At 70.1% G+C, this 14,990-nt stretch carries 15 protein-coding genes and 1 pseudogene; 5 read left to right on the forward strand and 11 right to left on the reverse strand.

The genetic code is table 11. The features are described 5' to 3' along the window. Positions 1-12: 12 nt before the first annotated feature. Positions 13-969, forward strand: coding sequence for a sugar-binding domain-containing protein (locus tag OG390_RS47500; protein ID WP_406176788.1), 957 nt, complete (start codon positions 13-15; stop codon positions 967-969). A 50-nt stretch (positions 970-1,019) separates the two neighbouring features. Continuing rightward, positions 1,020-1,937 (forward strand): alkaline phosphatase family protein, encoded by a 918-nt coding sequence (locus OG390_RS47505; RefSeq protein WP_406176790.1) that lies wholly within the window; start codon positions 1,020-1,022, stop codon positions 1,935-1,937. Between the two features lie 191 nt (positions 1,938-2,128). Here the strand turns inward: OG390_RS47505 and OG390_RS47510 are convergent, their stop codons facing one another. From OG390_RS47510 to OG390_RS47520, 3 genes and pseudogenes are all read right to left on the reverse strand, one after another. Then, complete coding sequence (locus OG390_RS47510; protein ID WP_406176791.1) at positions 2,129-2,554, reverse strand: VOC family protein; 426 nt, start codon at positions 2,552-2,554, stop codon at positions 2,129-2,131. 598 nt (positions 2,555-3,152) lie between these two features. Continuing rightward, positions 3,153-3,272 (reverse strand): annotated as a pseudogene (locus OG390_RS47515) (deaminase); the annotation flags it as partial. A 607-nt stretch (positions 3,273-3,879) separates the two neighbouring features. Beyond that, complete coding sequence (locus OG390_RS47520; RefSeq protein ID WP_406176792.1) at positions 3,880-4,401, reverse strand: AAA family ATPase; 522 nt, start codon at positions 4,399-4,401, stop codon at positions 3,880-3,882. 360 nt (positions 4,402-4,761) lie between these two features. On the opposite strand from OG390_RS47520, the gene OG390_RS47525 reads away from it, so the two are divergent. After that, positions 4,762-4,986 (forward strand): hypothetical protein, encoded by a 225-nt coding sequence (locus tag OG390_RS47525; protein ID WP_399082314.1) that lies wholly within the window; start codon positions 4,762-4,764, stop codon positions 4,984-4,986. Positions 4,987-5,027: 41 nt separating this feature from the next. On the opposite strand, the gene OG390_RS47530 is transcribed toward OG390_RS47525, so the two are convergent. Continuing rightward, positions 5,028-5,249, reverse strand: a complete 222-nt coding sequence (locus OG390_RS47530; RefSeq protein WP_406178299.1) for a hypothetical protein — start codon at positions 5,247-5,249, stop codon at positions 5,028-5,030. After that, positions 5,249-5,956 carry a hypothetical protein gene (locus OG390_RS47535; protein ID WP_406176794.1) on the reverse strand — a complete coding sequence of 236 codons (708 nt, stop codon included), beginning with the start codon at positions 5,954-5,956 and terminating at the stop codon, positions 5,249-5,251. Before OG390_RS47535 ends, OG390_RS47530 begins: the two co-directional genes overlap by 1 nt. A gap of 164 nt (positions 5,957-6,120) precedes the next feature. Between OG390_RS47535 and OG390_RS47540 the strand changes: the two genes are divergently transcribed. Further along, positions 6,121-6,882, forward strand: a complete 762-nt coding sequence (locus OG390_RS47540; RefSeq protein WP_406176795.1) for a peptidoglycan-binding protein — start codon at positions 6,121-6,123, stop codon at positions 6,880-6,882. Positions 6,883-7,123: 241 nt separating this feature from the next. Here the strand turns inward: OG390_RS47540 and OG390_RS47545 are convergent, their stop codons facing one another. The 4 genes from OG390_RS47545 to OG390_RS47560 all read right to left on the reverse strand — a co-directional run bounded on the left by OG390_RS47545 (position 7,124) and on the right by OG390_RS47560 (position 10,300). Further along, positions 7,124-7,984 carry an alpha/beta fold hydrolase gene (locus OG390_RS47545; RefSeq protein ID WP_406176797.1) on the reverse strand — a complete coding sequence of 287 codons (861 nt, stop codon included), beginning with the start codon at positions 7,982-7,984 and terminating at the stop codon, positions 7,124-7,126. A 75-nt stretch (positions 7,985-8,059) separates the two neighbouring features. Then, complete coding sequence (locus tag OG390_RS47550; protein ID WP_406176798.1) at positions 8,060-8,248, reverse strand: hypothetical protein; 189 nt, start codon at positions 8,246-8,248, stop codon at positions 8,060-8,062. 163 nt (positions 8,249-8,411) lie between these two features. Then, positions 8,412-9,632, reverse strand: a complete 1,221-nt coding sequence (locus tag OG390_RS47555) for a sensor histidine kinase (RefSeq protein WP_406176800.1) — start codon at positions 9,630-9,632, stop codon at positions 8,412-8,414. After that, entirely contained in the window at positions 9,629-10,300 is a 672-nt protein-coding gene (locus OG390_RS47560) for a response regulator (RefSeq protein WP_406176802.1), read from the reverse strand. The genes OG390_RS47555 and OG390_RS47560 overlap by 4 nt, the downstream gene beginning before the upstream one ends. A gap of 551 nt (positions 10,301-10,851) precedes the next feature. Between OG390_RS47560 and OG390_RS47565 the strand changes: the two genes are divergently transcribed. Continuing rightward, the gene (locus OG390_RS47565) at positions 10,852-12,075 is read left to right on the forward strand and encodes a DUF418 domain-containing protein (RefSeq protein ID WP_406176803.1); all 1,224 of its coding nucleotides are present in this window, start codon (positions 10,852-10,854) and stop codon (positions 12,073-12,075) included. A 205-nt stretch (positions 12,076-12,280) separates the two neighbouring features. Here OG390_RS47565 and OG390_RS47570 read toward each other — a convergent pair whose 3' ends face one another. Both OG390_RS47570 and OG390_RS47575 read right to left on the reverse strand, forming a co-directional pair. Beyond that, positions 12,281-12,781, reverse strand: coding sequence for a methylated-DNA--[protein]-cysteine S-methyltransferase (locus OG390_RS47570; RefSeq protein ID WP_406176804.1), 501 nt, complete (start codon positions 12,779-12,781; stop codon positions 12,281-12,283). A 152-nt stretch (positions 12,782-12,933) separates the two neighbouring features. Beyond that, the gene (locus OG390_RS47575; protein WP_406176805.1) at positions 12,934-14,877 is read right to left on the reverse strand and encodes a phosphatase PAP2 family protein; all 1,944 of its coding nucleotides are present in this window, start codon (positions 14,875-14,877) and stop codon (positions 12,934-12,936) included. Positions 14,878-14,990: the final 113 nt, after the last annotated feature.

Here is a 14,990-nt window from a genome sequence, read left to right on the forward strand (position 1 = left end):
CAGGAGCCCCGCATGGCTGACTTGGACACCGACTACATCGAGGACCGCTCACCCGGCCACGGCCGCCGCGCACCCCGCGCCTGCTTCGACTCCGACGCCCCGCGCCTCGAACTCGACGGCCCCTGGCGCTTCCGGGCCGCCGCCGGACTCGCCGATCTCACTCCAGGTTTCGAGGCGCCCACTTTCGACGACACCCACTGGGACCGGCTGCCCGTCCCGTCCTGCTGGCAGTTGCACGGCATCGGCGCGCCCGCGTACACCAACGTCACCTACCCGGTCCCCATCGACCCGCCGCGTGTACCCGACGACAACCCGACCGGGGAGTACCGCCGGGAATTCAGCCTCCCCGGCGACCGGCCCGTGGGCCCGAGCGTGCTCCGCTTCGACGGCGTCGACTCCTGCTTCGCGGTGTGGCTCAACGGCGTACGCCTCGGTGACGGCAAGGGCAGCCGGGTCCCTACGGAGTTCGACGCCACCGACGCGCTGCGTCCCGGCCGCAACATCCTCGCCGTCCGCGTCCACCAATGGTCCACGGGAAGCTACCTGGAGGACCAGGACATGTGGTGGCTGTCCGGCATCTTCCGCTCGGTACGCCTGCTGTCCAGGCCGGCCGACAGCCTCGACGACTTCTTCGTGCACGCCGACTACCGCGTCGACACGATGCAGACCCCCTACGTCCGCCCCCAGGAGAACGGCAATCGCCGAGAGGTGCGCTGGGCCCGGCTGACCGGCGACGCCGGCGGCCTGGAGGTGACCGGCGGTTTCGACCTCACGGTGCGCCGCTGGACCAGCGAACAGCTCGACGCGGCCCGGCACACCACCGACCTCACACCCGGGGACAAGGTGTACATCCATCTCGACGCCGCCCACCACGGCATCGGCACCGCCTCCTGCGGCCCGGGCCCCCTGCCGGAACACACCCTGCATGCCCGGCCGACCCAACTCCACCTGGTCCTGCGCGCCCGGTGACCACCGCACGGAGCAGTCGGTCCGTGACCGCCTCACCGAAGGGATCATCCATGCCCGACACCGCCCACCGCGTCCTGGTCGTCGGCATCGACGGCGTACGCCTCGACACGCTGCGCCGTGTGCACACCCCGCACCTGGACGTCCTCGCGGCCGACGGCTTCCTCGCGCCGATCGAGGTCGACGACCGCACACCCACCATGTCGGGCCCCTGCTGGGCGACGATCGTCACGGGAGTGGGCGTCGAGAAGCACGGCGTGTGGAGCAACGACTTCACCGGCCACCGCCTCGACGCCTTCCCCGACTTCGTCACCCGCCTCGCCCGGCAGAACGGCCGCCGCACCTTCGTCGCGGCGGGCTGGCAGCCGCTCATGCAGGTCCGCGACGGCGGCCCCCTCTTCCGCGCCCCGTCCAGGACCGCGTACGTCTCCCCGGCCGAGGACACCCCCGAGGCCTGGGAGAGCTGCGACGAACAGATCACCGAGGAGGCGGTGCGCGTCCTCGCCGCCGACGACATGGACGCGTCCTTCGTCTACCTGGGAGCTCCGGACGAGACCGCGCACTTCCTCGGCTGCGGCGACGCCTACGAGGCCGCGGTGGAGCGCGCCGACGCGCGCGTCGGCCGTCTGCTGGACGCCGTACGCTCCCGGCCCGCTCACGACAGCGAGCGGTGGACGGTCCTGGTCGTCACCGACCACGGCCATGTCGACACGGGCGGCCACGGCGGCCGCTCCCCGCAGGAACGCACCGCCTGGCTGATCGCCGCCGGTCCCGGCCTGTGCTCGGCACCTCCGCCGATACGCCATGTCGACATCGCCGCCCAGATCTTCGTCTCGCTGGGGTGTGAAACCGACCCGCACTGGACACTCGACGGCCGACCGTTCGCGGGCATCGGGACCGCAGGTCTCCGGGTATCGGAGGGGATACCCGGAGACCCGCACGCTCAGCCGCCGGTCGTCATCGTCGGCTGACCGGCGGTGAGGGCGGCCGACGGACAGGGCACTCGCGTATGCTTATCAGGCCGTAACCACCGTGCGTGGTGGGCGAGTTGGCGGCCAGTCGTGGAGGTCGCCGGCGATGGGTAGGCGCTCCGCATCGGTGCCCGCCCGATCTGCGCGATGAACGGCACGCACCACTGGGTGATCCAGTGGTCGTGCGCCGCTCAGAGGACCGGCTCGCCGATGCCCAGCAGGTTCCCCTCGCTGTCACGGAACCAGGCACCGCGTTCACCCCGTGCGCCCTTGCTCGGGTAGTTCCCCTCGATCTCGGCGATCCCGTCCTTCGTGCGGAACCCAGGTGCGTCGACCTCTTCGAACACCACGCCGCGCCGCTTGAGTTCCGCCACCACCGTCTCTATGTCGTCGACCCTCCACGCCATCTGTGTGAAGGTGCCGGGCGAGGCGCCCGTCGACTGGAACAGCGCGAACTCCACTCCTCCGCATCGATACAGCAGCCCACCGGGCCGTTCATCGACGGGGCCGAGACCGAGCTGCTCGGAGTAGAAGCGTCGCGCCCGGTCCAGATCCTGGGCCGGAAGCCTGGTCGCCACGCCGGCCCGGGCCAGAGGATTCCTGTCGTCTGCGTTCATGTCTCCACTGTGCCGCGGACGGCCGTCGAGCGCGGCCCGGCAAGGACGGCGACGGTGGTGCCGCGCGCGGTCGCCGTCCAGGGCACCGGGAGCAAGGTCTTCCACCATCCACCAGGGTCGGAGGGCCGGGGGCGTGAACGGAGTTCTTGCGCCGTGACCGCTCTGGCCGCCGATTGGCCCGCACCGCGTGGGGGGCGTTTCATCGAAGGGTGACCCATCTGCGTATTGATGTGCACGCACACCTGGGGACCCCGGAGTACCTGGACCAACTCGAACGACTGGGGAAGGCCGATACGGGCACGCAGCGCGGGATCGGCGCCGACGCGACCGAGGCCGATCTGGACCGCCGTATCGCGCTGATGGACCGGGCGGGCATCGACCTTCAGATGCTCTCCGTGGCACCGCAGTCCCCTCACTTGTTGAGGGAGTCGGACGCGGTGGCGGTGGCGGTGGCGGGTGCGGCGATGAGATGTACGCAGAGCTGGCGGCCCGGTTCCCCGGACGCTTCCGGGCCTTCGCGGCGCTGCCCCTGCCACATGTCGACGCGGCCCTGCGCGAGCCTTCGCGCCCTGCGGACGCGCCAGCCGCGCCCAGGTCAGGCAAGGCGGCGGTCGAGCAACTCGGGGCCTTGCTTACCCCAGTAGCCGGTCCAGTCGGCGCCGGCGGCGCCGTAGCCGTCGAGGCTGGAAAAGACGTCGAAGGTGTAGGTGGCAGTCATGTCGTTCTCCTCGAGTGCGGTTGATCGGTGTGGGTACAGACTGGCGATCTTCTGTGGGTGGGCTTCGGTGACCGTCGCACCCATAGACCCAGCACTCCTCCGAAACTCATCGCTATGCCCCCACAAGTGGTTCTGACCACTCGAATGGCACGTGATCAATGATCGATGGCACGAGACAGTGGCCAAGTAACGCCGCGCATGGCCCTCTATCGCTGCGAGTCACAGTCGTATGTGACCGTCAGCGATAGTGGGTCAGAGGCGGTGGCAAGACCTCTGGTGAACGGCCTGTACTCAAAGACAGTTGGCCATTTTGCTCAGGGATAGGTGGCCGCTGCGGCCTCGACGTCACCGCGGAGCTGCGTGGAGGCGTGCTTCTTGAGGTGGAGTCAGGTGCGTCTCCACTGCTTGGACGACTTCGCTGGTGCGGAGGGCAGCATGGTGCGCAGAGCTTCCCGGAGCGCCGGTCGTTCCAGGGCGAGCAGCGTGGCGGCCCCGTCCAGGAGGATGGCGGTGGCGACCGGATAGCGGGGTGGGGCGTCCGCGCTCTACTTGGCGGAAGATCGTTCCCTGTTGCCACCTGCGGCTGTTTTCGCGTGGCGGGCGGACCTCAACTCTTGACGGCCTCTGCGATCTGTAAGGCGGCCTGGGCGGGCGTGAGGTGCGTGGTGTCGACGACCTCGGCCTCGCCGTGCAGCCACGTGCGGGCCGCCTCGGCGTAGGGCTCGAGGTATTTGAGGCGGAACGGGGAAGGACCAAGAACAGTGTCTCCCTCGATGCGCCCGCGGAGGGTGTCTTGGTCAGCATGGAGGACGAAGTGCCTTACCGGGATGGCATGTTGGGCGAGGCCCGTGCTGATCTCGCGCCAGTACTGCTCGACCAGGACAGTCATGGGCATCACCAGAGTGCCGCCGGTGTAGTCGAGTACGCGGCGGGCGGTTTCGACGACGAGCTGCCGCCACGGCGGCCAGTGCTGGAAGTTGTCCGTCCTGGGCAGCCCCGGCGTGATGTCCATGAGTGTCTCGCCGACCTTCTCGGCGTCGAACACCCGTGAATCCGGGATCAGTTGCTGCACGAGCGCACTGGTCGTCGACTTGCCTGCGCCGTGGGTGCCATTGAGCCATACGATCATGGGACGCGATGCTAGCGCCGTGGGGGCCGCGGGAATGGGCACGGCAGACATCCGGTACGGCTTCGGCGTTTCCCAGGGTGTTGCCAACCATCAAGATCAGGTGTCACCTATCGCGAATCACAAGGACAAATCGCCCAGGGTGCCTTTGTGGCCAAGTGGCACTGCGAGTGGCCGACTGTCGCTGCGAGTCACAGTCGCCTCCTCCCGTTGGCGCCAGAAATCGAACACGTGATTGAATTACTGTCATGGCGCGCCACCACTTCCCTGACAACCTGGCGGGACTCCGGGCCCTCAGAGGTCATGCGTTCCCGCATGCGCACCCCGCGTGCAAGTCCGAGTCGCATGAGTGAGGCTGGAAGCATGCCCGAACTGCATCCTGTGGTCGTGTCCCCACCTTCGCCGGCGGGTGGCCGCCGGGTTCGCGTCAACGGCGAGAGTCTTGGGCTGGCCCACAGCCTGGAGGACCTGTCCGAATTCCTGAGGCGTGCGGGCCTGGATGTCGACCCGGTGACCGTGGCGGTATCCCCGCTGATCGACTGGCGCGGCGTCGGGCCGGAGCAGTGGGGCACGCAGACACGAGAGTAGATGCCCTCGAGGGCGGCAGCTCCGGCCCGTCGACCCTGGGTTCAGCCGAGCTTGACGGTGATCTTCTGGGTGACGCCTGCGGTGGTGCTGAGGTCGCCGAAGGTGAGTTTCAGGGAGGAACCGGTCGTCGCCGAGGTGACGGTGACCGGCTTGGAGGTCACCGAGGAGACCGCCTTGTTCCAGGTGAGCGTCAGGCTCGTCTGCATGCGCATCGGGTCGCTGACGCAGATGACCGCGGTGCCGTCGGTCTTCTCGGTGATCATCACGCAGCACGGGTTGCTCGCCGTGAGAGCGCCGACCGTGCCGCCGAACCAGAAGTCGCCGAATCCGGCATGAAGTGGTCGACCGCGGCGAGATGGTCGGCGATCTGCGTGGCCGACAGCTGGTCGTACATCAGGACACAGACGTCCAGCAGGGCCTGAGGTGCGCCGATCTGCCAGCTGTACCAGTTGCCGTAGCGGGCCTGGTTCTCGTTGTAGACCTCGGAGCAGAGGTGATCGAGGCCGGTCAGGATGTCGTCGCGGAGACCGGTGTCGTCGGTCAGCCCGGTGCCTTGCTGGGAGTAGGCCTGGGCGAGCGTGTTGAGCCTTGTGTAGCTGGTGTTCAGGTTGCCCGAGTAGCCGTACGACTCCTGGTCGGTGTCGGGTTCCGGGTCGGCGTACACCAGGTCCGGCCACAGTGAGCCGGACGTCGGCGCCATCGTGGATCGCAACTGACTGGCGGTGGTGCCCAGTTCGGCGAGCCGGGTCTTGAAGGGCTCGGCGGTGGGACTGAATCCGTCGCCGAGTATCAGGGTGCGCCACTTCGCGCGCAGGGTCGCGAACTCGTCCGCGGCCTCGGAGGTCTCGGTGCTCTCGATGATGTCGGTGGACGTGAGGGGAGTGGCATCGGCGGTGGTGTGCACCCCGAGCGCAAACGCGGTGCCGCTGCTTGCGGCCAGGAAGCCACGGCGTGACCAACGAGTCGTCATGACGGCGTTTTCTAGCACGCTGGCGTTCAAACGCTCAATGACTCTTACCGAATTGAGCATATCGATCGTTTACTGAGGTGTGGTGTTTCGCTGAACCGCCGGGCTCACACCCTCGTATCACTCCAGGGGATGGCGGGAGACCGCGCGCAAGGAAGGAGATCAGTGTGTCGATACCGCCCGAGCCCGGGCAGCCGGAGAGGCGTCCGGCGCTCGAACCCACCCATGTCCAGCGCCGCCGCCGCTCAGAGGCACTGGCGGAGCTGCTGAGGCAGGTGCGCGAGGAGGACGGGGGAGCCGACTCGGAGGAGGGGTACGAGTCGGTCGCGGTCCCGTCGACCGCGACAAGGCTGCTGCCGCCACCGGAGGAATACGGGGCCGAGGAGTACGAGACTCAGGAGCTGCCGCCGGTCCTGGCGGGGGAGGGCCACGTCGCGGGCACGGCAGGACGGTCCCCCGCACCCGGGAGGCGGTACGGGGGCGGGCACGGATTCGGGAAGGGATTCGGGAAGGGATTCGGGCGCGGCGCAGACTCGCGGCGCGCCGCGATCGCCGTCGCCGTGACCGCGGCGGCACTGGTCGGCTTCGCCCTCGCGCTTCTGCTGCCGAGCGGCGACCAGGACGACGCACCCCGGACCGGGGCGCAGCCCTCGACGACGCCCGCCGCCCAGGGCCCGCCCCGGTCCGCCGACCCGGACGGTGCGGGCACCCTCCGGGAGGGAGACACGGGCCCCGAAGTGACCGAACTCCAGGAGCGGCTCCTCCATGTCCCGGACGTGTACGACAACGGCACCACCAGCGGCACCTACGACGCCACGCTCACCGCCGCAGTGGCCCGCTTCCAGCTCTGGTACGGCATCCAGGGCGACGAGACCGGCGTCTATGGCAACGACACCCGCGCCGCCCTCGAATCCCGTACGACGTCGTGAACAGCCGCGACGTGAAACGGCCGTGCCATGAAGCCGCGTGAAGCAGCGTGCAACCGCATCGCCGGGAAGCGATCTGAGCCGCTCCGAAGTCGACTTCGGACGCGGGCGACACCTGGATGCTCCGCCCGGGGGAACCGGCGTCGACCGTCTCGTCGGCGGCGGGCATGGCCACACGGCAGTGGTGCCTGTCCGGGCGGCGAGGCGATCCGGTGGACACGGCCCGATGTCCCGGGCGGCATGGTCAGTCGGTGTGCGGTGCGCGGGTGAACTCCCGGATCAGCCGGGCGAGCTCCTTCGGCTGGTCCAGGGGAATGAGGGTGTGGCTGTCCGCGACCTCGGCCAGCCGGCCGTACGGAAGGAGTTCGGCGAGGCGACGGCCGTGCTCGGGCGGCATCACACGGTCTTCGCCGGCCCAGACGACGAGGGCAGGCCGCTCGAAGCCGGGCAGCCGTTCGGCCGTGACCTGCAGCAGACCGGGGTCGGCCCCCACGGCTCGCAGAACGCGCACGGCGTCGCGGCGGATCTCGGGCTGCCGCAGCACGGGCCCGATCCAGCGCGCGGTCGCCGCGTCCCCTCGGCGGGTCAGCCATCCGAAGGCGAGCGGGAGCCGTCGAAGCATCCGCAGCCGCATCTGCTGCATGAACAGCCCGAACAGCCGGGGCGGGAGCTTGCCGGAGAGCACGAGCGTCCTGCCCGTCAGGCCGGGCGGGAAGTTGTCGAACGCGTCGCACGAGACGAGGACGGCCCCGCCCACCCGATCCCCGCCGTCGCACATCAGCAGTTGCACGAGCGCCCCACCGGTGTCGTTGCCGACGAGGACGACATCCCACAGATCGAGGCGGTCGAGGAACTCGGCGACCAGCCGGGCCACCCCGGGCAGCGAAAGATCCGCATCGGCACGCATCGCCCGGCGATGCGCACCGAGAGGGAGCGTCGGCACCACGCATCGGTGGTCGATGGACAGGTCGGCGACCGTTGCGTCCCACAGCGAGGCATCCATCATCAGACCGTGCAGCAGCACCAGCACGGGACCGCCGCCGGTGTCCGTGTACTCGATCGTCCCGGCGGACAGCTCTATCGCGGACTGGACCTTCGCCTTCATACGGGCCTCCTGTGCGTGTCGGAATCCCCAACCAAGAGGGCCGCAGAGGGCCGGGGTGTGACATCACCGCAGAACTCACCTCTGAGCGGGGCCGAAGTCCTCCGGCAGTGGTGTGAGCCGGAACAGCCGGGCGGGGACGGCCTCGGCGAAGAGCCGGCAGCCGCTCGGGTTGAGGTGCGGATGGTCGCCGTCGTCGGTCGCGGCCAGGAGCCGCGAAGGCCGCCGCGGATCGCGGGCCCGCCCTGTCGCAGTCGACCACGGCATCGAACCGCCGTTGCTGCGGATCCACTGGTTGACCTCCTGCGGGGACGCCGCGATACCCGGCCGCGTCGTCGTAGAGAGCCTTGCCTCCCAACGGCGTCAGCGTTGCCCCGTACACCCGTGAGGCATGCCCAGGGGTGCCTAGGGGACATCGACGTGCGCTTGCTCAGTCCGCGTGAGCCGGGATGCGGAGCGTGACCCGGTAGCCGCCTTCGACGGTCGGCCCCGACTCGAAGGTGCCGTGGAGGAGTTCGGCACGCTCCCGGAGACCGACCAGTCCCTGGTACGAGCCGGGCAGCGGCAGGGAGGGCCGCGTCGGGGAGGTGTTGGTGACGGTCACGCCGAAGTGGCCGCCGTCGCTGTCGAGCAGGATGGTCGCGGTGGCGCCGGGCGCGTGTTTGCGTACGTTGGTGAGGGCTTCCTGCACGGTGCGGTAGATGGCGCGCTGGGCAGGGGTGGGGATGTCGGAGGGGAGTTCACCGGTCAGTTCCGCCTCGATGCCGCTCGTCGAGACGAGTTTGTGGAGATCGGCGAGTGTGGGCTGCGGGGTGAGCTCGGTGGCGCGGCCACCGGAGGCGCGCAACAGCGTGACCATGTGGCGCAGTTCGTCGAGGGTGTCGACGCTCAGCGACCGGATGGTGCGGGCGCCCTCCTGGAAGCCGGAGTCCTTGGCCGCCACTTGCAGGGCCCCGGCCTGTACGGCGATCAGGCTGACCTGGTGCGAGACGACGTCGTGCATCTCACGGGCGAGTTGGGCGCGTTCACGGGCCAGCACCGCCTGGGAGTGCAGCAGCCTTTCCTGCTCCCGCGCCTCCTCGATCTCGACGAGCCGGCGGGACAGATCTCCGCGCGCCTGCACGAGTTGGCCCAGCAGAACGGGGGCGGCGGCGGTGCCCAGGGTGTAGACGAAGTAGATCAGGGTCCAGGTGCGGTCGTGCGAGGAAAGGTCGGCCGGCGGCCATGGCGTGGAGGCGGCGAGGGCGAACAGGACGGCGCAGCCGACGAGTAGGCGACGATCACGCGACCGTTCGGCCAGGGTGAACAGCGCGGCGATCGGGGCGACCACGATGTCCACCATCACGCTGGCGGGGAGCGTGAGCAGGAAGACGACGAACGGGAAGCGCCGACGGAAGGCGAGCGCCGCGCAGGCCACCGCTGCCGGTGCCACCGCGAGGCGGGTCGCGTCCAACAGATTGACCCAGGCGTCCACGGCCGCGAGAAGGACGAGCCCGCCGTCGACGGCCCAAGGCGGCGTGCGCGCCCACAAGCCCTTGCCGGTCGCGCGCGCCACGAGCGACGAGTCCCGGGCCGAGGACTCGTGGCCTGTTGCACGCGCCCGGCCCCCCGTGCCCGTTCCGCGCGGCGACAACCCCTTGCCCGTGGTCATCGTCCGGACTCCGCTCGGTTCCGCTCGTCGAGCAGACCGGCCCGCTGGGCGAGCAGCGCCGCCTGAACCCGGCTGCTCACCCGCAGTTTGGTGAGGATCGCGCTGACATGGTCCTTGACGGTGCCCGCGCTGAGATGGATGCGGGTCCCGATGTCGGCGTTGGACAGTCCGTCCGCGATCAGCACCAGCACCTCGCGCTCGCGCTCGGTGAGCCGTCCGACGCGGGTGGCCCCCGCATCGTCGTCGGCGGCGGCCCCCGGGTGGCTCTGCCAGACGGCACGGGACGCCTTCGGCGACATCACGACACCGCCCGCGGCCAGCGTGCGGATGAGCTGGGCGAGTTGGTCGGGCGCGGTGTCCTTGAGCAGGAACCCCGCGGCGCCGGAGCGCAGCGCGGTCAGGATGTACTCGTCCGCGTCGAACGTCGTCAGCATCGCCACCACCGGGGCGTCCGGCACCGACCGAAGCTTCCGCAGCACGGTCAACCCGTCGACGTCCGGCATCCGGATGTCCAGCAGCACGACGTCCGGCCGCTCCCGCAGCACCGCGTCGACCGCCTCCCCGCCCGCCGTGGTCGCGACGACCTCGATGTCGTCGGCCGCGCTCAGAATGAGCTCGAACCCGGAACGCACCAGGGCCTCGTCGTCCACCACCACTACCCGGATCACGCGCGTTCCGCCGTCTCATCGTTCGTCGTGCGTACGTCTGGGGCCGCACGTTGATGTCGTAGCCCAGACCCTAGAACGAGCCCCGCCCCATCGAGCGCGCCGGCCGGACACACCAGCCACCTGGGGGGACGGTTCCAGTCGTCCGGGGGAGGGGGAACCGGCCGGCGAGCCGGATGGTCGGCGCCCTCACGCGGTACGGCGACACGGCACGCGAGCGATCGGTGTGACGTTCTCCTGGCCCACGTTCACGAACGCCATACCGTTACCTCAGCTCTCGATCAGCCGCTGTGACGCATGTCCGCCGGATGGCATGGGCACGCTGGATCGCCTGCCGGAACCGGCGTTTCCCTCCATGAATGCACCAAATGGGGGAGCCCGCCACTGGGAGTCGCACTCCCCGTGGGGCGGCTCAGGCGCGGGCCGTCCGGAGGCATCGAGTGGGCAGCCCCGGATGGGCCCGCGCCCAGCCGGGTCCTTACCCGCCACCCGGCGGGTAAGGACCGGACGCCTGCCGGATACCCGCCGATCGGCGTTCTCTCCAGCCTGAAGACATGACACAGAACGCGGCTGGTGCGCAACTCGCTGCCCGGACCGCAACCGAGGCGTTCACGACCGCCCCTTCCGCGCTCGGACGGCTCATCGGCGTTGATCTTGCCCGCGGGCTCGCCGTCTTCGGGATGTACGCGGCCCATCTCGGCCCCGACCCCTCGGAGGGCGGCACGACCGGCTTCCTCATGGAGCTCTCGCACGGCCGCTCCTCCGCGCTCTTCGCCTTCCTGGCCGGCTTCTCGATCGTTCTGATCACCGGCCGGAGGGCGCCGAAGACGGGCCGGGCGGGTCGCCAGGCAGTCGCCAAGGTGGTGATCAGGGCCGTCATCCTGGTGGGCCTGGGCACCGCACTCACGATGAGCGGAACCCCCGTCGAGGTGATCCTCGCCTTCTACGGCCTGTACTTCCTCCTGGTCCTGCCGCTGTACCGGCTCGGCGCCCGCCCGCTGGCGATCATCGCCGCGAGCACTGTCGTGATCCTTCCGCAGGTCCTGTACGTGGTGCAGCGCGCCCTCGACTCGGGCGGTGCCGACGGCGATCCGGGCGGAATCTGGGCCTGGCCCGCCGACGCCGACGGCATCGTCTCGCTGCTCTTCACCGGCAGCTACCCGGCACTGGCCTGGATCCCCTTCGTCATCGCGGGCATGGCCGTGGCCCGGCTCGACCTGGCGTCCACGACCGTGCGCATACGCCTCGCGGTCACCGGCGGCGCTCTGGCCGTGCTCGGATACGGCGGCTCCTGGCTCGCCCTGCACCTCGTCCACGGCGCCGCCGCGGCCATCGGCGCCGCCAGCCAGGACGGCGGCGGATCGCCCCTGTCCGCCTGGTGGTCCGACTCCGTGGGCTACCCGACCGGGGACACCCCCGCCTGGCTGCTGGCGGCGTCCCCGCACAGCGAGACGACGCTCTCCGTCGTGGCCAGCACCGGGGTGGCCATCGTCGTCCTGACCGCCTGCATCGCCGCCACCGATGCCTCTCCCCGCTTCCGCGGGCTCGCCCGCCCGGTGGCCGCCGTCGGCGCCATGTCCCTGACCGCGTACGTCTTCCACATCATCGGCATGCAGGTCCTCGGCATCGACGATCTCTCCGGCTTGCCGCTGCACGTCCTGCTCGGCTTCATCGCGGCCATGACCGTGTTCGCGACGCTGTGGTCGCGCTCCTTCCGGCGAGGTCCGCTGGAGTGGCTCCTCGGCAGGGCCACCAAGTTCGCCGAGCGTGTGCGGTGAGCGGTCCCGCGGGCGGTCGCTGGGAGGCCTGACTGCTCACGGCGGCCGTCGCGGCAGCCGTGCTGGCAGTGCTGCGTCCGCAGTTGTACGCCGACGCCCTGCGCGACGTCGTCAACACCGCCGAAGACGCCGCTGATGAAGTCATGGCGAGCACGATCTGGGTAACGCCCCCCGAAGTTCGCCCTTCTGCTCAGGAGCCGAACCCTCACGCCCCCACGCTCTCCAGATCCAGAAGCTGCCGCTTGCGTTCCAGGCCTGCGGCATAGCCGGTGAGCGCTCCGCTCGCGCCGATCACCCGGTGGCAGGGGCGCACGAGCAGCAACGGGTTCGCGCCGATCGCCGTACCCACGGCACGCACCGCGGCCCGCGACGCGCCGATCCGCGCGGCGATCTCGCCGTAGCTGGTCGTCGTCCCGTACGGGATCGTCTCCAGGGCCTTCCAGACCCGCTGCTGGAAGTCGCTGCCGCGCGTGACGTACTCGATGTCGAAGCGGGTCAGCGTGCCGTCGAAGTAGGAGCGCAGCTGGGAGGCGATCTCGGCGAACGCGTCCCCGTCCTCGACCCAGTCGTCCTGGACGACGGCCCCGTGCTTCTGGCAAGGCATCGACAGCGAGGCCAGTGCCGTGCCGCCCCTCGCAGTGGCCGACTTCTCGCCCACGAGCAGCAGCTCACCGAGGGGGCTGTCGATGGTCGTACAGACCGTCATCGGGAGGGTCCTCTCAAGAGTGCTTCAAGCGGTACCGGGATCGCTCCACCAGCAATTTTGCCGCTTGTCCGGCACTCCGTCCGGCGGGAATCGGACACCGACCTGTCGCAGGACATGTGAAGGGGCCGACAGTGTCGGCCGTCGACCCATTGTCAGTGCTTGGTCAGCCGTACGGACAACCCCTCGGCCGTGTACACCGGCACCGCTCGGTACCCGTCCGCCCGCACGTCGATCCGTCCGAACCGACCCCGCAGCGCCGACGTCCCGATCACCAAAATCGTGGTTCCCGCGGCCGGCGGCCGTTCGGTGTCCAGCCGCACCGAGAGCGTGGCGTCCCGGCCCAGCAGTACCCGCCGGTCCACCGTCAGCGCGGGGGTGCGGCCCTCGCGCAGCGTCACCTCCAAGGTCGCGCCGGATGCCTGCGCGTAGGCGCCACGCACACGAGCGGTCGTCGCCGGAGCCACCCGCAGCGTGCCGCCCTCCACCCGGACGTCACCGTGTCCGAGAGCGCCCGAGGAACCGGCGGTCAGCACACCTTCCTCCAGCAGCGTGCCGCCCGTGTGACGGTTGGTTCCCGTCAGGGTGAGTGAGCCGCTGCCGCGCTTGATCAGGCCGCCGCAGCCGGAGATGTCGTTGCGCCATGTGTCCGCCGCGCCGAAGCCGCCGTCGGCCGCGTTCAGGGTGACGGTCACGTCCGAGTGGAACGCGCCGTACCCGTCGGCGGCGGCGAACAGGTTGAGGCGCCCCCACTGCTCGAAGCCGTCGAGCAGCACGTACCCGGAGGGGAGTGCGGTCGTGCGGAGCACCTCGCGACGCTGCGCGGCGTCGAGGTAGGGCAGGCGTGTCTCCAGCAGGACCTCGGCCCCCTTGGGCACGCTCATTTCCTCGGAGCGGCCGTGCCGGGTCAGCACGTACGTCAGACGCGGCTCGAGCGCGCGGGCATTGGCGGTCCGGTCGGCGTACGGGTCGGTTTCGACGCCGGCCGCGTGGGCGTAGGCGTACAGCGTGTCCGCCGTCGTACCGGTCTGCTGCTGGAAGTACGCGGCGGCCTGGGCGCGGGCCGCAGCCTTGAGGTCCGCGTACTGCGGATCGGCGAGCGTGGCGGCGGCCAGGGCAGTGGCCATGATCCGGCCGCCCAGGACGTCGACGGGGGAGTGCATGCCCGCCATGATGCGGGTGTGGCTGAGCTCGAAGGCGCGGGCCACCAGCTCCTGGAATCGCTCCGGCACGGCGTACGCGTACGCCAGGGCCGCCAGGTGGAAGGCGTTGGTGTGCCCGCTGGGGAAGCCGCCGTCGTCGGTCGGCGTCGTGCCGCGCTGCCACAGCAGTTGAGGGGCGACGATCACGTAGGAGTCGTAGACGGGGAAGCCGAGCGTGTCGACCTTGCCCGTGTCGACGACCTCACTGTCCTCGTTCATGCGCCATGGGCGCGGGTACTGGTAGGCGTACTTGGCCGGGTTGCCCGATGCGAACGGGCCGCGCACCGTGTCGACCAGCTCGGCCACCTTGCCGAGTGCGGAGGTGTGCGAGCCCGCGCCGAGCGTGGAACCGGCCGGAGCGTCGGCGGGCACCGCGTCGTTGATCTTCCCGGCGGGGGTGCCGTCCGGCGCGCTGGTGATCGACGTGACCGCCTGGGCACCCGACGTGTACAGGTCGGCCAGTGGACCCAGGCCCGCGATCATCGCGTAACTCTGGTGCTGGCGGTCGTAGATGAATGCTTCCTTGGCCTGCGCGTCGGTGCGGGCGGCGGCGATCCGGGCGCAATAGCGCATGTTGGCGCGCAGCACCTCGGGTTGCAGCGGCGTGCCGGCGTTCCACGCGTCACCGGTTTTCCACAGCTCGGCCATGCCGCCGAGGATCCGGACCACCGCGTTGGTCTCGGGCGTCAGGTTGGTCAGGACGTTGGTCGTGTAGTCGTCGACGAACGCGGCGGGACCCGTGGCGGCCTTCGCGTCCGCGGCGGCGAGCCGGCCGACGACGGTCGGAGCGGCCAGCAGGCCGGCTGACGCGCCCAGGGAGGCTCTGAGAAATCCCCGCCTGTTGACGGTGAGTTGACCGGCCGAGGGGATGGCGCGGTGCCCGGCTGGTGACGGCATGGGTGTGCCTCTCTCGAGTTCTTCGGCCGTGCGGCCGGTGGGAGATCGTTCGATGGACCGGACGTCAGGGAGCACATGAGACGTGTCAGTCGCAGGTGTCCCGTGGCGAGGGT

Source organism: Streptomyces sp. NBC_00996 (assembly GCF_045162675.1).
GTDB lineage: Bacteria > Actinomycetota > Actinomycetes > Streptomycetales > Streptomycetaceae > Streptomyces.